Consider the following 22,261-nt stretch of genomic DNA (forward strand, 5'->3'; position numbering starts at 1 on the left):
CCAACGAGAAACCTGCGCCGGTGCATACGGAGTGTACCGGTACCAGCTACTTATTGCATTCAGTGAACAGCTGCTAGCCGGTGTTCAATGTACACGGGGTGTACGACACAGGGCCTTGTTTAGACGCCTGAATTCCTGGGTTTGAGCGGTCGAGCGCGAGTTCGATGTTTCTGACGGCGCACTTGAGGACGAGTTCGCGGAATTGTCCAAACCAGGTTCGAGCACGGATGATCTCGCCGTATTTGCGCCGAAGCGCGAAGAACGTCGATTCGACGTTCGAGCGCTGATGGTACGTTGTATCATCAATCAGGAGGTTTCCAGCGACGCCATTCCAGCCAAATTCACGGTGCTTGATCACCGGTTTCACGCCTTCAGCGCGAAGTTTCTGACGAAGCAGCCACCAGTCGTAGCCTTTGTCGACGGTGAGAGTCCTCACTTTGTCGAGATTTCGTTTGAGCAGTTGCCAGCCGATCTGGGAGTCGTGCGGTTGTTTCATCGAGCAATGTATGTCGAGAATTATATCAGTCTCACAATCGATCAAGACAGTCGTCATGACCGCACGAAACGTGTAATTCGTTCGTTTGGCGTAGTGCTGGCTGGTCGAGATCCGATCCATGCCGGTTGCGTCGATCGCCTGGATCTCACCGGTGTCGTGCAGCTCCGCCGACAAACGTAGTAAGACGCGCCAGATCGGCATTTTGAGTCGCTGATACCGGGCGCAGAGGGTGGAAAAGTCGGGCAGTTCAGACGGTTCTAGACCAAGAATTCCGACGATTCGTGGCATCTTGTAGAGGACATCCAGCAACCGCCGATACGGATGATCGAGATACTCCCGAAGACCATGCAGAGCGACGATTACCCAGTCTGCGTAGCCTCCTTCGCCGGGTTGAAACGCTGGATCCGGCTCTCCAGCGACGGCTTTTTGAGCGAGCGAGACAACGTGTCTCGTGAAGCGGGCGAGTTTGCTGGACACAAATTCGCCTTCTCGCTTCATTTCCTAGAACGTTCGACAAGTAGCGACTCTTGCTAGAACCCTAGAACTTACTAGTGAAGGTTCCTCCGCAGAGATCTCGAACGTCTAAACAAGCCCCGACACAGTAGCCGACACAACCGGCGACGAGGATCGGAGGGGGCCACTCACTCTGGATGGTAACCGAAGGAGAGGTGATCTTCGCATTGATTCCGGTAACAGCGGTCCCGCTCACGCCCAGTGAACCGTCTTTCATTGACCGTGTGACCGTTCTCCGAGGGGCAGTTTAGCCCGGGCGTGCTGAAGATGGTGTCGCCGAATCGGGACTCCCTACCGGTAGTGGTGCATCAAACAGTGCTCATTGGGCATCAGAACGTGAACCGTTTCGATTTTTCTCGATAGTCCTTGAACGTCGCTTCAGCCCATTCGTGGACTCTTTCGGATTGCGTTTCGATCAGCGCTTGGGGCATTCCATCGTCGTCGGCGACGATCATCTGGACGTACTGGTCAAAGATCCCAATCCCAAAGGGAAACGTACCCTCATAGAGAAATAATTCAAAGCCCTCGGTGGTACGTAACTGGTCAACGGTATCGGTGTATCTGGGGTTCGTTCGGAGGGTCGTAGCGACAGCCGTATCGGCAATAAACTCGGCGGTAAGCTCGCCGTTCCGTAGCCGCGTTGTCGTCACTTCCCACCCCTCATCCCCGATCAGCGGGAGGAGCAACCGAAGGTGCGAGGTGGTGGACAGCCGGTCGATATGGTATCTCACCCAATTGTAGGGATCAGTTGGCTCAGTAGAGATGACCGTGGCGTCGCGTAGGAGTTGGGGATCAAGATCGAACGAATCACGAGGGAGCCACCGCAAAAACGGGTGAAGTTTCCGTTCCAGCTGGATCGAATCAATGACCGAGGTGAGTTCACGGCTTACCAGTTCGCCGGCTGGCGTGATGGTATATTCCGACTGGGCAGGCTTGAGCCAGCCGTATTCGGCGAGGGCCTCCAGATTTCGCTGGATGGTGACACGGGAGACATTAACTTGCTTGGTCAACTCGCCTTTGGTCAGTGCCTTCTCCTCGGAGAGGAGATTCAGAATGCGAATCCGTACAGGTGATTGGTTCAGGAAGGTCAGACAGCCGATCGCTTCGTCCCGGCCTCCCATTGCATTCACCCCTCAGTTCGAGTGTGGACGTAGAGAACCATCAACCTAGTTACCTATTTAGTGAGTGTTAGACCGAACAGATTGTGCGTACTGAAGATGAGTAGGTCGGTCTGACGTTCACGGAAGGGATCGCTTCAACGTTCACTGGACCCTTGCAAGCCGCGTTCGCCGCTGGGTCGCTTGCCATGGCGTTTGTTGCGCCAGAGCACCGTCTTGTCGACCATGCCGTGATTGGGACTTCGGTCGGCATTAGCCTGTGGACCGGCCTAGTGAACCAGGTATCCACGGCCGAACGCATGCGGCACGGTACCGGTACTGGCCCCCCGTCTCATCGAAGGGATCGAAGCCGGTGGCCCGTGTTCACGATTTCCGCGGTCGGAGCCTGCATCGGAGCACGCCGTTCGGCATATAGGACCGCATGAGGTGAGCGCATGGGCACTGACGAGCGGCTGAGCGGTGAGCTGACCACCCGGTTCCCATTCCCGGTCGCTAGCCGGCCGACAGCTGTCCCCCACAGTGGTGAGGCGGTCGGCGGGTGGACGGACCGTGAGCGCCACTGACGGCCGAAGCGGTGGGGCGATCACCACGACTGCCGGGTCGTCCGTCCCGGCTCTCTCGAGTTCGATCGAGCGCGGGGCAACCGAGCGGTCGAGATGCGGCCGTCGAGCGGAGAGCGGCTTGCGCCCGTTTGCGGTGGCCGGTCGGGGTCCAACGTGTGACCGCCGACGGGGACCGGGTGGTCACCGGGCCCCTTCTTCCGGGACGGCCGCGATCAGGCCCCGCCAGGGAGCAGGTGACGAAGGCGATCAGCCAATCCCGCAGCGCCGTGCCGCAGCACCACCGCGCCGTTGGTCCCCACGCGGCATCGAGACGGCTGCTGCAACACCCATTACTGACGGGCCACTCGCGGCCCCGCAGAGGTCCGACAGGGGACCCGAGCCTGGATCTCCGCGCTAGACATATCATCATCATATATGGTACAAAATATAGATGTGAATAACTACCCAACTATTGTGGGTCTCAGTAGGGAGGGACAATCGTGACTGACACGAACATTGACGAGGAAACCGAGCGCGACGAGATCGCGATGCCGGCCGGGGAACAGCACCGAGAGGGGGTGGCACGCGACCGGGCACCCCTGTCCGGGACGATTCGCCCAGGGGACCGGGTTTACGAGCTCGAGCTGTCGTTCGCGGACGGAACGCCGACGGAGACGAAAGTGCAGGTGCTTCGCGAGCTCGAGAACGCGACCGACGTGCGCCCCATGGCGCCCCCACCCGACCATATCGGGTCGATGGATCAGACGGTGGACCTCACCATCGTCACCACCTTTGCAGCCGAGACCTTCGTGACCGCCCTCGAGCTGGCGGAGCTGGCGGACGTATCTGTCCGCGAACGTGCCCCTGACGAGGTCGGTCTGGCGGTGGTTGACGACGAGGAAGACGAAGCTCGTGGAACCACGGCAGAGTTTCAGCACCTCCGGCAACAGCTGATCGGGGACAGGTCTACGGCCACCCCGCCGGTGGATGGCGACGCCCGCGGCGATGGGAGCGGTGATCCAACTCGCGTCACGTTTTCCGACGACGAGGTCGGCTTCGAGAGCCTCCTGGAGGGGACAGAGGGGATGGCTGCCTCCGCCGCAGCTCCAGGGGGTGCGCATGACGATGGGAGCCACCCAGCAGGCGAGTCGCCCACGCTACTCGACCAACTTATCGAGGACATGGACCAGCACGCGACGGACGCACAGCGCCAGGCGCTCCGCACGCACCTGCTCGCGGACCACCTCCCGACGAGCGTGGCGGTTCGCCTCGAGCACCTCGAATCCCGGCTCGCACAGTTTGCCGCGTACACGGACGCACTGGAAGCGTTCCTCGACGAGCACGGCACCGCCGACCAGCTCATCGAGGAGCTGCAGATGGAGCTCCGCGAGGTGGCCCAGGCGGTGACGGACCTGACCGAGACGGTGGCGGCCGCAGCCGACGAGCGGGCGACCCTCCGCGAGCGCCTCGCGACGGTCGAGGCCGAGACCGCCGACACGTCTGTTGCGCTCGCGGAGCTGGCGGACGGCCTCGAGCGGGTCGACCGAACGCTGCAGACGACGCGCGCCGACACGAACGCGCGCCTGGAGACGATCCAAACCACCCTCGACGACTACGCGCAGGTCCACCAGCGGTTACAGGCGGTCTTCGGGGCCGAAGACCCCACGTAACGGGCCGCCCGGGCGTGACGGCCTCGCCGCGTTGGCTCCGGCGTCGGTAGCCACCCAGCGGCAGGGGCAGTGCGTCGGCCCAGCCGGCTCGTCGGTGGGGTCCACCGGGCACGGACTCACGGGACACGGCGGGATCACCCCGGGCCCTCACCTACGACTGCGCCGTCGCTGGTGTGTGTCTGTTCGTCCGAGTCGGCCACCGTCCTGCTCGCGGTGTGCGATGCCCTCGGTCCGTCGGTCGCGGTCAGCGCAGTCGACCGGACGTCGGTGCTCTCGACGCGCATAACGTCGCCCGGCAGGGCGAGGGGACGGCAGCTTCCCACTCCCCTCTGGCCGCCCAAACATCCGAGCGGCCGGCGATAAAGGAGGTCGCCCTGTCGGGGGCAGGCGCGACGCGAGTCGATGCGCACCCCCCGCAGCCATGACGGTGGGGCAGCACGTGGTGGCCGCCGAAAGGGCCATCCGGACGGCGCCAGAACGAGAGGCTGTGTACCCCTGGGAGCACGCTGCGGTCGCCTACCTGCTCTGGTCGGGCGCCTCGCGGTGGCACAATGGGACCCCACCAGCTGGCTGGCCCGTCCTCGTCGTGTTGCTCGCCTCACAACTGCCGGACCTGATCGACAAACCCCTGGCGTGGCAGTTCGGCGTGGTGTCGAGCGGGCGGTCGCTCGGCCATGCCGCGGTCATCGCCGTCCCACTCGCGGTAGGGGTGTTCGTTGTCGCCCGTCGCGCCGGGCGGTCGCCCGTAGGTGGCGCGTTCGCCGTGGGGTATCTGGCGCATCTCGCGACCGATGTCAGTCCCCGATTCCCTGGCGGGGCGTGGGACCTCACGGTGGTCCTCTGGCCGTTTCGGACCGCCGACGCAGCGGCCGACACTGCGGCACGGGAAACCGGTGCCGCCGCCCAGACGGGGGAGATCCTGGGCGGCGCCTATCCGTCGCTTTTGGCGCCGGACGCGCTCCTCGGGCTCGGGCTGGTTGGCCTGGCGATCGGCGTCTGGCTGGTCGATGGCCGCCCCGGCTGTCGGGAACTCCTGGTAGTGGGTCGATGGCCGGCGAGCGTGCTGTCCCCGCTCCGCCAGCGGCGGGAGTGACGGGGCCGGAGGCCGGGGCCACCCCGACTGGGCGGCCCTGCTGGATTCGATGCTCACACGTCGTCAATACCCGCCCGACGGGCAACAACCCGCCATGGGTTTCGACGGCCGCACGAACCGCGTCCAGGTAGTCACAGCGGGGCCACCCTCGACGCCGAGGGCGCGAGCGGCCGCAGTGCAACCAGCCTCCACAGCGATTCTGGCACGCTCAGGATTCTGATCGACCGGTTCGTGCGGCGCGCGCTCCCCCAACTGATTGTGAACCATCCGCTGCGTCGTCGGGTCCGTCGGTGGGTTGGGGGGTACTACTCGAGCGCGCGTGTGGATTGTGAGAGTCGGTTTCCCGTAATCACTCCTCAACCGGGTGACGCGCCGAGTCCTGCCGCCGTCGGCCCAGCCAGACGACGGCGGCGACGAGTCCGGCCCCCAGCGCCGGCCACCGGTCGCTGCTCACGTAGAGCCCCCCGGCAGGTGGTCGAGAGTCCCAGAGCGGCCAAAACACCGCGTAGGACGAGCCCGTGGGGGTGAGAAGCGCGAGATCGAGCACGTGGTGGGATACCGCGCCGAGGGCCAGCAGGACGATCGACCACTTGCGGTATGGCGGCGCGAGCAGGAGCGAGCCGAGGAGAATCACGAGTACGGACCCACCCAGGGTGTGCAACGGCGACCACGAAAACGGCACGCCGAGGAGGCGGGAGACGGTCGTGTCCGGGAGAAACAGCGCGAGTTTCATGAGATCCGGCGAGAGCGCCCCGACCATCACCAGCGTCACGTGCTCGGGGCCCAGCCAGTCGATCCGGAACGACAGCCCGACGCCGATAATGAACCCCACTAGGACGTGCGTCAGAACGTCGGCCATCAGCGCTCACCCGCTGTGTCACTCTCATCGTCGGTCAGCCGGCCTGCCTGGCGGTCCGACGGTGGGCCATCACGGTCGGCCGTCGACCGCGAGTCCGCGCGCGGGACGAACGCGAGCTGCTGGCGGTCGAACCGCCACCCCTGGCCGAACCGGCCGGCGACCCAGAGGCCGCCGAGGGCGGAGACGACGTACATGTAGGTCGCCTCCGCTGGCGTCCGGGTTAACCCGCGCTCGACGGTGAGCGTCGACGCCTCCGCGAGCGTCCCGAAGGCAGTCATGTGGACGCCCGGTTCGAGTGGCCCGTCGACGGTCCCGCGGTAGCGCTCCGCACCGACCAGGGTAACCCGGTCGGAGCCGCTGGTCGGGGTCGCGATCACGACAGGCTCCGTGTCGACGACGCGACCGTGCAGGATGACCTGCTCGCCGACGTACGCCTCTGGCGCCGGCATCACCTCAAACTCGGTGGGGTAGGCGGGCCCGAGCGGGTTGTCGGGCGTCGCCCCCGCCCAGACCAGCGCACCGCCCAACACGGCGAGTAACGCGATCCCTGCGAGCAGGCGTCCACGCTGACCGACCGGTTCGTTCGAGGCCATCTTCGACAGTGTCTGCAGTGACATCCTCCTCGCCGTAAAAGGCGAGGCTTCCCACGCAGGGGGACTCCCAGTTAGTCGTCGTCTCCAGAACCTTCGGTTCTGGTGAGCTGCACGGGACCTTCGGTCTCGTGAACGCTGGCAGTGGGATCAGACTCTCGAAACGCCATGACCGTCATCTGCGCTGGCACGCTCTTCTCACGATGGCGTTCGAACGACGCTACGCGTCTTTCGTGACCACGAGACAGCGAAGCCGTCTCGGACGGAGTCGTGGCGGTGTCACAACCGCTCTCATCCCGAGGCGAGTCATCACGTTCTGCCTTGTCAAGCGGGACACTCTCTCCCCACGGGTCAATCCGTCGTTCGATATTCGCGAAAGCGGTGATGTCGGCCTGAAACGTCGACACGTGGCAGTCGTCGTTCGGACACCGGAACTCAGCTTGGGAGTCCCCACGACCGAGACGGGAGCACGAGTGACACGTCTGCGAGGTGTACGCCGAATTCACGTACTCGACCGGGATGCCTGCTTCCGTCGCCTTGTCCTCGATGCGCCCGTGGAGTCGGGCGAACGCCCACGAATGAAGCCGGCGATTCATGTACTTCCCGTAGCCGAGTCGTTCTCGGACATCTGTCAAATTCTCCATCACCAACACCGAATTCTCGAACTGTTGGGCGTACTCAACGGCCTGTCGAGACGCTTTCTCCACGATGTCGGTGAGCACGTTCTGGTAGTGTGAGAAGCGGTCTTCAATCCGCCACTCGGATGCGTCACGCTCTTGGCGTCGTTGCGGGGTCGTGTGCATCTCTTTGCGGAGATGTTTCGCTCTATCCGTGACACACGAACAGGTCAGTCGGAGAACCGTCCTTGAGGGCAGTTTCTCCGATGTCTAAGCCGATGTGCGTGGCGTCACCGTCCGTCGCTCGTTCTTCGACCGGGTACTCGACGGTGACATGCAGGACCCAGTTCTTCCGATGCTTCTGAAGCCGTATCTCTCCCGCCTTCGCGTCCTCCGATATGAGGGCGTGCCAGAGGTCTTCCTGTTCAGGGTTGATGCGGAGCGGTATCCAGAAGTTCGTTCCCCGACCGGGACGCGGAACCCACCACGTGAACGCGTAGTTGCGTTCGTCGGAGTGGTCGTACGTCGCGGCTTGGTTCGTGAGGCGGATCGGGTAGCCGTCGTCCAATTCCTTCGCGTTGTACGTCGTGCGGAGTTTCGGGACGTAGTTACAGAGTGTGGCTTTGGCCTGATACGGCAGGTCGTTGGGCGCCACGATGTCACTCACCGCCGACATGGTACTCGCCCCCGCGTCGAACGCCTCTTGCAGACCGTCACGGTACGTGTCGAGTAGGCTGTTCAATTTCGACTACTTGTGCGGGGTGGGTGGCGCGAACGTCGCCTGCACCGTCTTGGTGACGGTCGGAGACACGCTACTGTTCCTCCACGGACTTCATGAGTACGTCGATGCTCACTTGGCCGGTGGTGGCGAGGAAGTACCCCGGTTACCAGAACGCCTTGTCGAGCGTCTGCCGATCCTCTGGATTCTCGTCACGGATTTTGCGGGACGTGACATCCTTGAGTGAGTTGATGAACTTGGTAAGGTCGGTCGTTGGCTTCGCCGTGAACAGGATGTGAACGTGGTCGGAACCGCCGTTGACGTTCTGGATGTTCACGCCGAAGGTCTCGGAGATGTCGTTTGCAATCTCACCGATGCGTTCTGCGATTTCGTCGGTGAGTAGGGCTGCGCGGTCCTTCGTGGCGGTCACGAAGTGATATTGGAGCGTATAGATCGTGTGCGACCCGGTTTCGAGATTATACGTTATTTGGCGGTACTAATTTCTGTACACCCAATTCGACTAAAGGTTAGCAGTCGGGGGTATTCGGCCTGCAACCGACGGTGGAACGTGTAGGAGTTGGCGGCTTCACGCCCGTTATAAGCGGCGGGGTTCTTGCCTTAAAAAGATAGATTTCGGAACTCGTTGTTCACTCCCGGAGGGCGTGTTCGTGCTGGTACCAGTCGATAGTTCGTTCGAGGCCCTCCCGCACCGACACTGTCGGTTCACCTTCGAGATGTCGGCCTCGGAGTGGTCGATGTCCCCCGGCCGGGCCTCCGTGTGGACGATGTCCGCGTCGGTGTCCGTGATGTCCTGGATGAGTTCGGCCAGCTCCCGGATCGTGACCGACTCGCCGGTGCCGATATTGTACGCTTCGCCCACCGCGTCCGTGGTCGCCGCCTTCACGTTCGCTTGGACGACGTCGTCGACATAGACGAACTCACGCGTCTGCTCGCCGTCGCCGTGAATGGTGATCTCTTCCCCGGAGAGCGCCTGATCAATGAAGACGCTGATCACCCCGCTGTAGTCGCCCGCGACCTGGCCCGGGCCGTAGACGTTGAAATAGCGCAGGGCAACCGTCTCGAGGCCATAGAGGTCGTGGTCCAGCCGGGCGTAGTGGTCACTCGCGAGTTTGTCGAGGCCGTACGGCGACGTTGGCTCGTTGGCGTCGGCTTCAGTGATCGGGATCGATTGGGGGTGGCCATAGACGGCCGCACTCGAGGCGAGCACGACACGGACGTTGTGGGTTCGGGCGGCTGCTATAGTAGGAGTTAGAAATAATTACTCACTTTTGGTATAGAGAGTTGGTCAAGAGCCGTATCACTCGCCGTTGTGAGATCGTCGAGTGACTCAAAGAAGCGGTTGCTGAGAGCGGCTTGGAGTTGTTTCCAGCACTCCTCGACAGGATTTAGCTCTGGCGAGTACGCCGGTAACGTGATGAAGTCAAGGTCGTCACGGGCCGCCAGGTCCGTGACGGCCGACGCCTGGAAATACAACGCTCCATCCAGCACGACGAGCAAGTCATCTTCAAATTCTTCGCATAATGCAAGAATGAAATGTTTGGCGTGTTCGGCGGTTACGTACTCTTCGAATCGAGCGAAAAGGCGATCACCGTCTTCGGTGATCGCGCCCAACAGGCACGTCCAGTCGCGTTGGCCGGATAATTCGACGGCCGGCCGCGTCCCGCGAGGAAACCATGCGGCACGCGGCTCGACTTGCACGGATTTTTTGGTTTGATCGATACAGACTACTGTGGCGTCCATCTCCCGCCGCTTTTTTTGAACTCTTCGCGGAACGTTTCTTGCTCGTCAGCATCTGATTCGGCGGTTGTACGGCGTGGTTTTTGATAGCTCAATCCCGCTTCTTTGAGCAACCGCCGGCAGCTCGGGATCGAATACTCGACATCGTACGTCTCGTCAAGATACTGCTGGACGAGCGCCGGCGTCCACGCCGGCGCGTCGAGTCCAACTTCTTCAGGGGGTTCGTGGACAGTTGCTTCGAACTGTTTTTGATCTTTATCCGAGAGCTTTCGTTTTCTCCCAGATCGGTGAGCATCAGTCACAGCCTGCTCAAGCGGCTCATCGGTATCGAGTCGCGTGAGCCAGCTATAGATCGTTCGGCGCTGCACGCCGTTCCACTCGGATAGTTCAGTCTGCGTGACGCCGTTTTTGTACGCTATTGCGGCTAAAAGCCGTTGTGTCGGCTTCTTTCCGTCCACGTTGTCGAGGGCTTCTTGCAACTCTTCGACTGAGATCTCGTCGAGGTGATCCACTGTCTATTCCAAGATACTGCGAGTAAATAATTCTAACGGATACTATAGCAGTGAGAGGGTGGCGTCGGCGTTGATCGCGTGGCTCGTTTGGGGGTTCTCGACCGAGCGGGCGACGCTGACGAGGGCGGCCTCGTGGAAGATCACGTCCGCATCGGCACCGGTCTCCGTCAGTCGGTCACCGTCGCCCACGTCTGCCTCGATCAGCGTCGCCTCCGTGGGGAGGGTCGCCGGATCGCCTGCACCGAGCGAGGTGGAGACGGTGACGTCGTTCTGGGGGCAGAGGGCACGGGCGAGGTGGTGACCGAGGAACCCCGCTCCACCGGTGATCAGTACAGCCTGCTGCTCACGGTCGAGGGCGTCCATTGCCGTACTATCTTCGAGCGGACGAGTGCCTGTGGCGGTCGCCCTCGGGGCTCAATGCGGTGGTAGCTGCTTCTCGTGAGCGCGTTTTTGTAGGTGCCCGCCCCAGGTCCGACAGCAAGTCCCCTCTCAGAGTATGGCTCGGTCGCCACGGCTGACTTTCGTGGTGGAGTCTCTCCCCGTCGGGCGCGGACACGCCGAACTGAACCACATCAGTGCGCCCCGGCAACCCACGCAGTGGACCTTCGGAGGGGAGTGCCAACAAATCGTATCTGGGTGGACATGTTCGGGTCTGCCGCATCGTCCGGCGAGTAGGGGCTCAGAAGGCCGAGTCAACCAGACATGATTGGAGGTGGAAACCTTCAGCTACACTGATTTATAGAACGCGCAGTCAGTACTGCGCTGGTTCACCACAAGGGTCCCTCACGTCACCGAACGTGCCCGAGACAAAAACTAGTTAATCCTGAAATGGACAGCTAGACTGTCTGGAACGAAATGGCTCAATTATATACGGGCCCGTGGGACAAGGTTCTTGCCCCAAATCGTGTTGGGGTGCGAATCACACATGACGGGAAGACAACCAACACGTCGGTCCATCCTCAAGACGACGGGAGTCGCACTACTTGGGGGAGCGGCGGTAACTGGCAGCGCCGCAGCACAGGACGGGTGCGTCTCACTGAACGACGCAGATAGCGAGGAGTTACAGCAGTTGAGGCATGTGGAAAACGAAGACGAAGCGCAGGCAATCATCGACGCACGCCCGTTCCGGAACGTCAATCACCTGCTTCAACTCGCGGACCCACTTGGATTCTTCGACCCGCGGATGGTCGCCGAACTGGCCGACGGCACGTGCGAATACGATACTCAGCCGGTCGATCGGGAGGTCGATGGTCCACCGTTCCCAAACGACCCCGGCGTTGCCTACTCACAGGGACGCGTGCAGGAACAACACCTCGACGGGACCACGAACCCGCGTGACGCGGGTGATATGGTGACCTTCGCGGGCTTTGAGCGCGGTGGCACCACGGTGGCAGACTTCAGGGTGTTCTCTACCGCCGAACAGAACGACAACCTCAACTGGAACGGGTGGCGGCAACAGCCACACCGAACCATCATGCTTCCGTTGGAGTAGCGAGAGACCCAAACTCCTCCAACGGCTTTCTGTAGGGCGTCTCACCGCGCTTGCGTGGAGAGTGTGGTGGCCAGAACGAGTGACCTCGGTTTACCCGAGTTGGTGGAGTGGCTCGAGAGTCATCAGGAATAGTGTTTTTCAGGACTACTTTCTCTGCTCGATGTCGGCGCAGTTGCCCTGTTATCCGTCGTTGCGTGATGGACGTTGGACCAGGAGTCAGGGGACCGACGTGTGTGGGGCCGTGCCGCCGTCTCCTGCCCACGACCGACCCGGGTGAGCGTCCATGCCGGATCGCCCAGTCCGCGTGCTCACTGCGATTCCGTCATCCGAGCGCGTTCGCTGCACCGGTTACGGCGGGTCCGGTGCCGTCTCGGGGAGACAGGCGTCGCTACAGTAGTGGTATTCGAACACATCGGTCCCCTCGCGGATCCGCCACGTCAGCCGCCGCTCGCGGGCGCCGATCTCGCTCCCGCACGCGCGACACGTCGTCGCCTCCTGGATGCGATGGTGGCTCGAGGGTGCGGTCGGGTCCCGGTACTGGTACTCCATACCCCTCCCTATGGGAACGCCCCACAAATAAGATGTGATGAACGTCATCTATTGTGATATACTATCGGCCGGGGCGCGCCGTCGGGGGCGAGCGGACGGCTCAGTGGGTCCGGGTGGGTGGCCCCCGGGGGAACGTGTTTTTGTCGCCGCCGACCCAGTTGCCTATCACTCGTCGTTCCGCTGGCAATCGAGCACGTCCGTCTCATGGCAAAGGACGACGACCGGTTCGACGCCACTGCGCCCGATGGGAGCGGCTTCGCCGAGACGCGGGCGCTGGATCCGCTCGCCGACCCACGAGCGAGCTGCGTACGCGACGCGCAGGAACGCGCGCTGGCGATGCTCCGCACCGGCGTCCACGAGGGGGACCTGCCGCCGACGGTCTCGATCTCCGGCCCACCGGGGACGGGCACGACGCTCACGACCCGGCGTGTCAGTCGGGCGGTCGCCACGCGCCACGACACCGTTGCGGTCGAGTCCGACACCGCAAGGAGTGTGGCACGCTGTTCAGCACCGTCACCGAGCGCCTCGTCGACCTGACGGGCGGAGCGGAACCACGCCTCCGCCGGCCTCGAGGGCGTTGTCGCCGCGATCGAGGCCGCCCGCCCCGGCGTGTCGCGTCGGCCGTCGCGCAGCGGATACACACTTTTGGTATTACGCATCGTATTACCATGTATGAGCGAGACGACGCGTGTCACTGAGAAAGGGCAAGCGACGATTCCAAAGGGGTTGCGCGAAAAGTACGATCTCGAACCCGGCGACGAGGTGGTCTGGCTCGACACGGATGCCGGGATCGTCGTGAAAAAGCGGACGCGCACCGGCGGGCGTGGGCTGCTCATCCCCGACGAGACGCCGGCGGACACCCGTGAGGCGATCGGGAGCGAACTCGCTGAGCGGCTGCGCAACCGTCGCGATCGTAACTACGAGGACGAGTAGTGTGGCGACGTACACAGCCGATGCGGTCGCGCTGCTTGTCTATCTCGTCGACGCGCTCCCCGACCGCGCCGATCGCATCTTCGCGGAAGCTGAGGCGGGGGAGACGGTCATCCAGGCGCCAAGCACGGCCGTTGCCGAAGTCCTGTATGCGGTCTCGCGGGACAAAGATGTCCGTGGCGTCCAGTTGACAGGCACACCGGACGACGTCCGGCAAGCGTTGCTCACGAACGGGCCCGTCGCCCTCGCACCGGTCGGCGAGGCGGAACTGACGACGTATGCCCAGGGCATTGAGGAGTACAGCATCCACGACGGACTCGTCGTCGCGAGCCACCGCGTCCGCGAGACGGACGCCATCATCACGTCAGATCGGGTGCTGCGGGACGCGCCCGTGCCGACCGTCTGGGAGTGACCGCCGCGCCCAGACGCTGGTGGGGCGACCGGCAGTGCTGTCCTCCGTCCGTCACGACCCCAGGCAATACGGTCAGTGCTGTCACGCCACTCGAGCCGTCGATCGCGATCGGATGAACACGGCCGACGACCGCGTCACCGTCACTGCGCCGACCGACAGCGTCGTCGCCGACAAAGACGCCCTCGATCGACGGCCCGCCCGGCACGGGCAAGCAACTCACCACGCGGCGGGGCTGCCGCGAGGTTGCCACGACCAGGTCGCCGTCGCATACATGACCCTGATGCAGTGTCGCACGCTGTGCAGTGTGGCCACCGAACGTCTCTCGAACTCACGGGCGAGCGCAAGCCAGCCTCCGCCCGCCTCGATGACGGTTCCGCCGCCCTCTGGGGCGCCCCCCCAGCGTATCGTGGCGGCCAGCCTCGCCGCGCCCGACCGCGAGGCGACGGTCGCCACCTGGCTCGCGCTCTTGGTCACCCACGTCGGCGTGGTGACCACCAGGAGGGAGCACACTCGCGGCTAGGAGAGCACCCACCCCGTGCCGACGGCTGCGATCGACGCGCGCCTTCACACCGAGGCGGTCTTGGCCGAACTGCGCCGCGGTGCGCGCACGATTCGCACGGTCGTCACCGATTCGAGACGGGGGGCCTCGTCGAGCGTGTGGTCGACTCGCGCGGGCGTGACGGCCGCCTGAAACTGATCAAGTCGACGGGCGACTCGCAGTGGGGCCGCGACCCGGTCGGCCCCGACGCGGCGGAGGCGACGTCCCTGCACGCACTGCCGCGCGACTGACGGCGACCGGCGCCCCCGTGGCAGACGGTGACCAGACGAGTAGCGGTTACAGGGTGGCGCCGGACGAGCGCCGTGTCCACGTGCCCGCAGCCCACACGCGGCGGAGGCGCATCGAGGACCGCTCCGTGTCCGGACGAGCCCCGCGAGGCGGTCGTCTCGGAGCTCGCGGCCGACGTCGACGCAGCGACCGGCGCCGCAGAGCTCGTCTCGATCGCCGCCTGGGGAGCAGACCTCGACGTCGTCCACGAGGCCAGCGGCATCGCCCGCCGCAGTGCGCGCCGGGCCAACCGCCACCACCTCCACCAGCTCGCGGCTCGGGCGCGCGGCGAGGGTGGGCTCACCCAGGACCGGACGAGTCGCGAAGAGCGTACCCGCGCGAGCACCCTCGAGCGCCACCTGCACGAGGCGCGTCGCACGACGACGCCGACGGCCAGTGGGATCGACCACTTCTTCGACGAGATGGGCAGGCGAGAGGAAGCGCCCCTGTTCGCACCCTCTGGGCTGGGACGTGGCCAGCTGGCCTGTGAGCAACGGCACCGAGGTGAGCCGACTCGACATGGCCGCCGGGAGGGTCGTCCAAACGCGCACCCACAGCGGCGGCCGCGGGCTGGTTGTGCGCGATGACACGTCGGCGGAGACGCGCAAGGCAATCCGAGCCGACCTCGTCGAGCGGCTACACGACCGTTGCGATCGCCACTCCGAGAGCGCAGAGCGTGGCGACGCGCTGCCGGCCACTCCCGTCTTCGTGCCCCTTCTTCCCCCGTGTAACCGCGGGGAAATCCCCAAGGCGGACGCCACGCCCTGCAGGGCGTGGAGGAGGGCACTCCTGATCAGCGGTAGCTTTCGTGGGTGACGCCGGGAAGATTCCCGAAGTGGCTGTCACCAGCAAGAACAGGCTCATCACGCTCCAACGCGGTTGCTGCGATTGCTGCGTCTCCTTTTCCGATCCCAGGTCCTTCACCTGTGTCCACAGCGGCCATCCGCTCACCGAGCAGCCGTCCAGCGCGACGGGAGATACTCGGGGTCATATCTACGACTGGGTAGGAATCAAGCACGGCTTCCACCTGCTGGCGCTCTTCGAGGGTGTTCGCCACTTTTCCGACGCCGATGTAGAGCTCCAGCACAGTCATCGCGGGAATCACCAGCGGCACGCTCTCGGTTTCGAGTTCTTGTGCTTTCTGGACGGCGGGGTCGACGTCGTCGATGACGTCCAGAAGAAAGCTCGTATCGACAATCATTCGAAGCGCTCCGCGACCTCGCGGACCTCCTCACGGTCCGCCTGATCAGCGGCCTCGATAGCGTTCCGCATATCGCGTACCTGGTCGTCGTCGAACACATCGCGGAGATCACGGAGCGACCGCCCACCGATGAGTCGGTCCACGGCGTCGCTGAACGACTCGTCAGCCCGCTTGTTCGCTTTGATGCGTTCGTACACGTCATCTTCGAGCCGGATCTGATGCGACATCCTTGTTGACAGCGTTGACGCTCCACAAGAATCAATGTTCGGGCGGCGGTGAGAGACGCCAGGCGAGAGCTGGATCCAGGGCCGCGTGCCCACAGTGCGACAGACGGCTGTGGCCCCCAATCACTCTAGAACCGATTCAGATACACACACTCGTCTGTCGGCTGGAACCGCCCAGCCGACTGGCCCCTGTCACGGGACGACGACCGCTTCGATGAGCGCACTACGACCGACTCGGTATTCGCCGCCTAAGGCGCGCTCAATCCGCTGGCGGCCCCCGCCGACGTCGGCCCGCGGCCCGCCCACGAGCGCAACCTGGCCACGACTCTCGCGAGCGTCCACGACGGCTCCCTGCCGGCGACGGTCTCGGTCTCCGGGCGGCCCGGCACGGACAAGAAGTGGGGAAAACTGATACGTTTGCTGGGCGTTCGTCGCCCGCCATGCCGTCGTGGCCAGTGAGTACATGAGCCGCCAGCGCGGACAGGCACGGCGGCGCGGTGAAGCGATCGACGTCCCCGCCTGCGAGCGGCGGGCACCTGGTGGCCGTGCCTGAGACGCGAGGCGGCGCACTACACGATCAGTGCACAGTGTAAGCACTGCCGGTGGCCCCGCGGCTGGCTCGACCGGAACGACACGCCCGACGGCGTGATTTACAAGAATAGGGAGGGCATCGTATAGATTTCAAGAGTCGTCCCGTCTTCGAGGTGTTCAGGAAGTGTTGAATCTAGGACAGAGAGAGGATGTGGACCCCACGCGGGATCCTCATCAATTCCGACGTGGTCGGCCAATTCCCACCATTGATGTGCGTCCTCGAATGCGTTCTTATCGGAGACGGGGGCCGTTGTGAACGATGATCGGCTGGCGATAACCACCAGCTTCTTCTTAGGTCGTGTGAATGATACGTTAAGACGGCGACCATTCCAGAAGAACGCATCTTGCGTCGAAAGATACGCTGGCAGTGAAGCACTGGCGGTGTAAATCACGATCTCATGCTCACACCCTTGATTCCGGTTTACGGTATCGACACTTGTGACCTGGGCCGGAAGGTCTCCGGCGTCAGTCGCGATTGCAGCCTCGACAAATCCCCGCTGAGCATTGTATGGCGAGATGATCCCGATTTCATCGGTGTCCATCGTGGCAGTTAGCGCGGCGACGATCGCTGTCTCTGTCGCGTTCGCACGGCGGCTTTCCGCTTCATTGTGGAGGAGCACAGCGATCTCAACGCGTGGATCGGCGATGAGCTCCATCGCGGATGTCGGGGTCGCGGACGGAGTGGGACGGGAAGATGACTTTGTCCGGATTCTCGAGACATCGGATTGATAGGCGCTCTTCTCGGCGAGCGCAGCAACCGCCTCGGGCAGCCGATAGGAGACCGGCAGGGTATGGCGGGGGATCGTTGCGGAGGGATCGGCAGCCAAGGTCGACCGATCAACGCCATCGACGGCTTCACCCCGTAACACGCGGAGATAATTCAGAAACGACAGGTACGGCACGGTCTGTTGGATGAGTGGTTGGTGATCATCTAGCCAGTCCCGGGCCCAGATTGGCCCCAGTTGTCGATGATCGCCGGCGACGAGTAGGGGAGCTTCCGCCGTGAGATGGGCAGCCGCCAGAAAGACCTGCGGGAGCGTGAGCATCGATGCCTCATCGAAGGCTGCTATATCAAAATAGGTCCGACCGTCGCGCAGGAGTTTGCCCGTCGAGTAGGACCGATACAGATTGCCGAGCAGCGAATAAACGCTGCTCGGCGTCGCAGCGATGATGACCGAGTCCGTCGCGGTGGAATCCCCCAGACAGGTCTCCCGAAGCACTTCCACGGTCTCCGTATCCGTCGGTTTGACGTACTCGACATGCTCGGCGACGGCCGACGGGCGGGCCGACCATGGGGGGCGAGAATGGGTGATGCGGATAATTCGCACATCATGGAACGCCTCCGCTAGAGCTGACGTAGAGCAATGCTCGTAGAGAGCGGCACTTTCCTCGACCGCTCTGTCCAGGGCGGTATTCGAGGGACCAGTCACCAATGCGCGCGGCGATCGCCCGGCCTGGAGTGCCGCAAACAACCGCGCAAAGAGGGCCGGGACGAGATAGCCGCTCGTCTTGCCAGCCCCCGGAATACCGTGACACACCTGAAGCTGTGGTTCGGTCGGGGCCGTCGCGTCACCGGCGACGATCGCTGCTCGCTGCTCCGCGTTCGGGAAGGTGTCCGGCCCGACAGATTCGGATGTGAATCGCCTCGGGGTCAAGCCCCGAGGCTTCCCGTTTCTACGACGTGACTTGCAGACACGGACTCGGAGTGAGTCGTGTCCGTAGCGGTCACAGTCTCCACGGGCGTGTCTTCGGGCCATCCCAGCCCTAGTTCAGAAAAGCCTCTCTGCAAGACGTTCATCGCCGCATTCGCGTCCCTGTCCGTCTCAAATCCGCACGATGGACAGGAGTGTTCCCTGACCCAGATGGGTTTCGCTGTCTCCACACCGCACGACGCGCACTCTTTGGTGGTGCCTCTGGCTTCGACTTGAACGACGTGACAGCCGTACAAGTCGGCCTTGTATTCGAGGAGCGTGATGAACTGTCGCCACGCCGCATCCTGCTTGTTGCGAGCGTTGTGCGGTTGTTCGAGCATCCCCTTCACGTTCAAATCCTCGACGAATACAGCGTCGTACTCGCGGACGAGCCACGTCGTTATCTTGTGCTGGTAGTCCAGCACCTTCCGCTTGATGTGTCGCTTGACCTTGGCGACCTTCAGACGTTGTTTCTCGTAGTTGTACGACCCCTTCTCTTTCCGTGAGAGCTTGCGTTGTTCGCGGCGGAGTCGGTCGTATTCGTCTTCGAGGTCGAGCCAATCCACAGTGTGGCCGTCGCTCGTGTGGATGTAGTTGAGTATTCCGAGGTCGATACCGACGCTGTTACTTGCGTCAAGCGAGTTCACGTCGGGTTTCTCGGGAAGGTCTGCGTCGTCGGTTTCGAGGCCGAAGGAGACGAACCACTCCCCGGTCGTCTCCTTCTTGAATGTGGCCTCTTTGATGGTGGCGTGGTCGGGAATCGGACGGTGGTAACGAATCTTCACCCATCCGATTTTGCTGAAGCGGACGTATGCAAACCTGTCGCGGGCCCTCTTTTCATCGAGGTCGAAACCAGACTGATTGTACGTCACGCTCCGGTACTCGTTCGGGCCTTGCCGTTTGAGCCGACCAACGTTGTATCCTTTCTCTTTCCTCTTGCGAAGATTCGAGAGATTGCGGTGGAAGCGTGCAACGGTGGCTTGGGCGGCCTTCGAGTGCAGTTCACTGAAGACGGGCCACTTCCGCTTCCATTCGGGGAGTTTGTTGTTCTGGTCGTACTCACTCGGCTTATCGTCCTCTGGGGCTTGTTCGTAGTCCCAGCGGACGTGGTTGTAGAGTTGGCGATGAACATCCAGATGGTGTTCCAGTCCCCCCGCTACCTCTTGTGTCGGGTAGGCGTGGTAGCGGTGACTGTGTTCCATCGCTGTCTCTTGATTGGCGATGTGTTGACTTAATGGTTTGTATCACGAGTTGTCGGCTTCATCCCCGAGGTCAAGCCTCGGGGTATTCGACTTGTCCGCTGATAAAATCACCGCTTGACGTGCCGCGTTGGCCCGTGATACGGCTATTCCGCGCGAGCGTTGCGCCGTCATCGAACTGGAGGTGGTCGTGATACGGCGTAGTTCCAGTGAGAGTGATCTCGTCGTCGAACTGGTGACTCCCTCCGACGGGACGCGAAGAATCACGGACCTTCCTGTATGAACGCGATCGACCGGCGGCGCCCGGAGCTCACGATAGAGGGTCCTCCGTCGCGCCTGATATTCCGTCGCCACGAGCGACTGAAGGGCCCGTTTCAGGGGGTGTGACATCGATTAGTCACCCCCACGGATGCGGAAATCCTCCGGTTTCGACACTTCCAGCGGCGTTTTGTCGAGGAAGGTTCGATCGGGACAGGCTCGTTCGACCCGCGCTGCTTCACGCGCCAGTCGCTGGGCGAGTGCATAGATTTCGTTACGCGTAATACGATTGGTGCGGCGGTCGGCATCGTGGAAGAGGTATTCGGCAGGCGGCTGGGTGGCCTGATTACTCGTCAACGGCCACTGGGCAGTGAGCGGCCCGATTTCAGTGAGCCCATAGATGTAGTCCAGCGGTATACTCGCGCCGCGAAGCCGCGTTGGGTAGCCGTGCGCGAGGGGGGCAGTCGGATCGACTGGTCGATCCGGCTGAATCTCTCCATTCCGAAAGTCCACCGTGTAGGCGAAGAGGCGATGACTGAACACCTGTCGGAGATTCACCGTCTGCTGCCCGCGGCGATACGTCCAGTCGGTTGGAATTGGGACGGCGTCGGCGGCCCGTGCGTGGGTGTCGGCGACATGGTCCGCGGTCGGGATCAGCCCCGAATTCACCCATGGGAGCTGCATCTGGGTCTTGACCGCCCGGTGAATAATCGACACCATGGGCTGGGCGTCACGGTCACGACAGACATCGGGATTCAACACGAGCATATCGTGGAGTGCAGCGATTGCATCGCTCGAGTTCCGGTGTCGTCGGCAGGCATCGAGAAGGGCCTCACGTTCACGTTCAGTATACAAGTATAAATGAACGATGTGATCGGCGCTCATCCGGTCGAAGAGGCCTTCAGCAAAGGAGGTGAGCATCTCGCGTTCGAAATGCGTATATGTGGTCTGGGCAGCCCGCAACCGGTCCAAGAGATCGACTAACTTCGACGGCTCCGTCCGAGGATACGGGATAGTCGCAACGGACTCCGATGGAATCGGCTCGAGCTCGCTTACCGGCATTCCCTCGCGACCGACGAGCCGACACCCACTCAGTAAGCAGAGGCGGTCGAACCGGTGATCATGGGTGACGTGCAGGTAAAAATTCAACCGGAGATGCCGGTCATCGGGTTCCCGTGACAGGGTGCCGTAGCCTCCGCCTGGTCGCCGTGGGACGGTATCATCCGGGTGCCGGTCGACGCCGGCCGGATGCGATGGGTTGATCCCGGATAGCAAGCTATTCGCCCGTGAGAGGACCCGCCGCGGCGACTCGTCGATCTCTGAGCGGAGTCGCTGGAGCGAGTCCGGGAGCACGCCGTCGTGCAAGGTGAACGGAAGGGCGGTCGAGTCATCGGCCTCGCTGGCGATCTCCTCGAGCGTCCTATACCCGTGCTCGCGTGCGACGCGCCGCTGGGTCGCCACCGGCCAGCCCAGGAGACCGGTGCTGCGGTCCTCAACGAGCTTTCCATGACAGGCGCTCGTCAGGCGGCAGTTCATACATTTTGAGTGTTCAAATTGGACCGCAGTGGGCTGCTCCGGATCGAGCGACCGATACAGGCGATCGAGCCGGCCATCCGAAGCAAGCACCATGCGGAAAAATGTCCAGAGCGGGCGCATGTCCGTGGCTTCCGCATCGAGCGTCGCGAGCGTGAGCGCCTGGTTGAGCGCCGTCTCCTTCGAGATGATGACCGATGAGAACTCGACGGGATTCGCGTTCTGGGCCTGGTCGAACCACTGCTGAAGAATCAGCCCGTAAAGCGCCGTCTGCAATTGATACTTCGGCGACTCATCCCACGTTGCTTCCATGTCACAAATATGAATATGAACGCTGGTATCGGTCGCCACTACCACGAGGAGATCGGGCCGCCCGGAAAGCGCGAACCGGCCGATCGGTTCGATCGTTTCGAGATCTAACTGAGCGACCGCAACGACATCACCGGTCTCCGCGACCTCCGCGACCTGCTGCTGCAACCACTGCCGGGCATCTGCAGTCTCCATCGGTTTACTCGTTTGCCAATTGAGCGCATCGAACTGCTGTTCGACGGCCATTTCGAATAGATCTGCATCGTGCCGAATCAGCGGGGTTGTGTCGTCGGCTGCTTCGTCGAGCGCATCGAGCTTGGGGCTCTCGGTGTGTGCCCACGGCCCGGTGTGGGCGTCGACGTACTGAGCGAGTTGCGGACAATACTGCTTTTCAACTAAATCGGCGAGATCAGTGACACTCAACTCGATCACACGTGCGTCGGGATCGGACGTGGGCTGCGGTCGGGTCACGGTGTGTGACTGCACCCCATGGTAATATAAAGTGCTGGCAACCTCCATTAGAATGTGTATTCTACCTAGATTTTGGGGATGAATAGGTG

The 22,261-nt window shown here is 62.7% G+C and carries 21 protein-coding genes and 3 pseudogenes; 9 read left to right on the forward strand and 15 right to left on the reverse strand.

The features are described 5' to 3' along the window. Positions 1-145: 145 nt before the first annotated feature. A pseudogene (locus tag RJT68_RS20275) lies at positions 146-994 on the reverse strand (IS5 family transposase); the annotation flags it as partial. A gap of 344 nt (positions 995-1,338) precedes the next feature. Next, positions 1,339-2,130 (reverse strand): helix-turn-helix transcriptional regulator, encoded by a 792-nt coding sequence (locus RJT68_RS20280; RefSeq protein ID WP_407038320.1) that lies wholly within the window; start codon positions 2,128-2,130, stop codon positions 1,339-1,341. Positions 2,131-2,561: 431 nt separating this feature from the next. Here RJT68_RS20280 and RJT68_RS20285 point away from each other — a divergent pair, with 431 nt between their 5' ends. From RJT68_RS20285 to RJT68_RS20295, 3 genes are all read left to right on the forward strand, one after another. Beyond that, positions 2,562-2,690 (forward strand): hypothetical protein, encoded by a 129-nt coding sequence (locus RJT68_RS20285; RefSeq protein ID WP_407038321.1) that lies wholly within the window; start codon positions 2,562-2,564, stop codon positions 2,688-2,690. A 479-nt stretch (positions 2,691-3,169) separates the two neighbouring features. Next, positions 3,170-4,339 (forward strand): hypothetical protein, encoded by a 1,170-nt coding sequence (locus tag RJT68_RS20290; RefSeq protein ID WP_407038322.1) that lies wholly within the window; start codon positions 3,170-3,172, stop codon positions 4,337-4,339. A 487-nt stretch (positions 4,340-4,826) separates the two neighbouring features. Then, on the forward strand, positions 4,827-5,432 hold the full coding sequence (locus tag RJT68_RS20295; protein ID WP_407038323.1) for a metal-dependent hydrolase: 606 nt from the start codon (positions 4,827-4,829) through the stop codon (positions 5,430-5,432). A 349-nt stretch (positions 5,433-5,781) separates the two neighbouring features. On the opposite strand, the gene RJT68_RS20300 is transcribed toward RJT68_RS20295, so the two are convergent. From RJT68_RS20300 to RJT68_RS20330, 7 genes and pseudogenes are all read right to left on the reverse strand, one after another. Beyond that, complete coding sequence (locus RJT68_RS20300; RefSeq protein ID WP_407038324.1) at positions 5,782-6,291, reverse strand: metal-dependent hydrolase; 510 nt, start codon at positions 6,289-6,291, stop codon at positions 5,782-5,784. Continuing rightward, on the reverse strand, positions 6,291-6,908 hold the full coding sequence (locus RJT68_RS20305; protein WP_407038325.1) for a hypothetical protein: 618 nt from the start codon (positions 6,906-6,908) through the stop codon (positions 6,291-6,293). Before RJT68_RS20305 ends, RJT68_RS20300 begins: the two co-directional genes overlap by 1 nt. 47 nt (positions 6,909-6,955) lie before the next feature. Next, positions 6,956-8,240: pseudogene (locus RJT68_RS20310) on the reverse strand (RNA-guided endonuclease TnpB family protein). Between the two features lie 70 nt (positions 8,241-8,310). Continuing rightward, positions 8,311-8,703 (reverse strand): annotated as a pseudogene (tnpA, locus tag RJT68_RS20315) (IS200/IS605 family transposase). A gap of 108 nt (positions 8,704-8,811) precedes the next feature. Further along, positions 8,812-9,444 (reverse strand): NAD-dependent epimerase/dehydratase family protein, encoded by a 633-nt coding sequence (locus tag RJT68_RS20320; RefSeq protein WP_407038326.1) that lies wholly within the window; start codon positions 9,442-9,444, stop codon positions 8,812-8,814. A 41-nt stretch (positions 9,445-9,485) separates the two neighbouring features. Next, positions 9,486-10,486 (reverse strand): IS630 family transposase gene (locus RJT68_RS20325; protein ID WP_407038327.1). Its coding sequence is split into 2 segments (ribosomal slippage): positions 9,486-9,994 and positions 9,994-10,486, totalling 1,002 coding nucleotides; the frame shifts between segments, so codons are not numbered across the junction. 42 nt (positions 10,487-10,528) lie between these two features. After that, complete coding sequence (locus RJT68_RS20330) at positions 10,529-10,849, reverse strand: NAD-dependent epimerase/dehydratase family protein (RefSeq protein ID WP_407038328.1); 321 nt, start codon at positions 10,847-10,849, stop codon at positions 10,529-10,531. Between the two features lie 562 nt (positions 10,850-11,411). Here RJT68_RS20330 and RJT68_RS20335 point away from each other — a divergent pair. Beyond that, positions 11,412-11,978 carry a hypothetical protein gene (locus RJT68_RS20335; protein WP_407038329.1) on the forward strand — a complete coding sequence of 189 codons (567 nt, stop codon included), beginning with the start codon at positions 11,412-11,414 and terminating at the stop codon, positions 11,976-11,978. A 348-nt stretch (positions 11,979-12,326) separates the two neighbouring features. On the opposite strand, the gene RJT68_RS20340 is transcribed toward RJT68_RS20335, so the two are convergent. Beyond that, positions 12,327-12,527: a DUF7576 family protein gene (locus RJT68_RS20340; RefSeq protein ID WP_407038330.1), complete on the reverse strand. Its 201-nt coding sequence runs from the start codon at positions 12,525-12,527 to the stop codon at positions 12,327-12,329. Positions 12,528-12,731: 204 nt separating this feature from the next. Here RJT68_RS20340 and RJT68_RS20345 point away from each other — a divergent pair, with 204 nt between their 5' ends. The 5 genes from RJT68_RS20345 (at position 12,732) to RJT68_RS20365 (ending at position 15,282) form a co-directional block, all read left to right on the forward strand. After that, on the forward strand, positions 12,732-13,064 hold the full coding sequence (locus RJT68_RS20345) for a hypothetical protein (protein WP_407038331.1): 333 nt from the start codon (positions 12,732-12,734) through the stop codon (positions 13,062-13,064). A gap of 135 nt (positions 13,065-13,199) precedes the next feature. Continuing rightward, positions 13,200-13,460 carry an AbrB/MazE/SpoVT family DNA-binding domain-containing protein gene (locus RJT68_RS20350; RefSeq protein WP_407038332.1) on the forward strand — a complete coding sequence of 87 codons (261 nt, stop codon included), beginning with the start codon at positions 13,200-13,202 and terminating at the stop codon, positions 13,458-13,460. A 1-nt stretch (position 13,461) separates the two neighbouring features. Next, positions 13,462-13,869 (forward strand): hypothetical protein, encoded by a 408-nt coding sequence (locus RJT68_RS20355; RefSeq protein ID WP_407038333.1) that lies wholly within the window; start codon positions 13,462-13,464, stop codon positions 13,867-13,869. Positions 13,870-13,903: 34 nt separating this feature from the next. Continuing rightward, positions 13,904-14,389, forward strand: a complete 486-nt coding sequence (locus tag RJT68_RS20360) for a hypothetical protein (protein WP_407038334.1) — start codon at positions 13,904-13,906, stop codon at positions 14,387-14,389. A gap of 341 nt (positions 14,390-14,730) precedes the next feature. After that, complete coding sequence (locus RJT68_RS20365) at positions 14,731-15,282, forward strand: hypothetical protein (protein ID WP_407038335.1); 552 nt, start codon at positions 14,731-14,733, stop codon at positions 15,280-15,282. A 206-nt stretch (positions 15,283-15,488) separates the two neighbouring features. Here the strand turns inward: RJT68_RS20365 and RJT68_RS20370 are convergent, their stop codons facing one another. From RJT68_RS20370 to RJT68_RS20390, 5 genes are all read right to left on the reverse strand, one after another. Beyond that, positions 15,489-15,896, reverse strand: coding sequence for a PIN domain-containing protein (locus tag RJT68_RS20370; RefSeq protein WP_407038336.1), 408 nt, complete (start codon positions 15,894-15,896; stop codon positions 15,489-15,491). Then, entirely contained in the window at positions 15,893-16,123 is a 231-nt protein-coding gene (locus RJT68_RS20375; protein ID WP_407038337.1) for an antitoxin VapB family protein, read from the reverse strand. The genes RJT68_RS20370 and RJT68_RS20375 overlap by 4 nt, the downstream gene beginning before the upstream one ends. Positions 16,124-16,770: 647 nt before the next feature. Beyond that, on the reverse strand, positions 16,771-18,468 hold the full coding sequence (locus tag RJT68_RS20380) for an AAA domain-containing protein (protein WP_407038338.1): 1,698 nt from the start codon (positions 18,466-18,468) through the stop codon (positions 16,771-16,773). Continuing rightward, positions 18,363-19,604 (reverse strand): RNA-guided endonuclease InsQ/TnpB family protein, encoded by a 1,242-nt coding sequence (locus RJT68_RS20385; protein ID WP_407038339.1) that lies wholly within the window; start codon positions 19,602-19,604, stop codon positions 18,363-18,365. The genes RJT68_RS20380 and RJT68_RS20385 overlap by 106 nt, the downstream gene beginning before the upstream one ends. Before the next feature lie 390 nt (positions 19,605-19,994). Then, a complete protein-coding gene (locus RJT68_RS20390; RefSeq protein ID WP_407038340.1) occupies positions 19,995-22,172 on the reverse strand; it encodes a PD-(D/E)XK nuclease family protein in 2,178 nt (725 codons plus the stop codon). Positions 22,173-22,261: the final 89 nt, after the last annotated feature.

It is taken from the genome of Halovalidus salilacus (assembly GCF_031852275.1).
Classification (GTDB): domain Archaea; phylum Halobacteriota; class Halobacteria; order Halobacteriales; family Natrialbaceae; genus Halovalidus; species Halovalidus salilacus.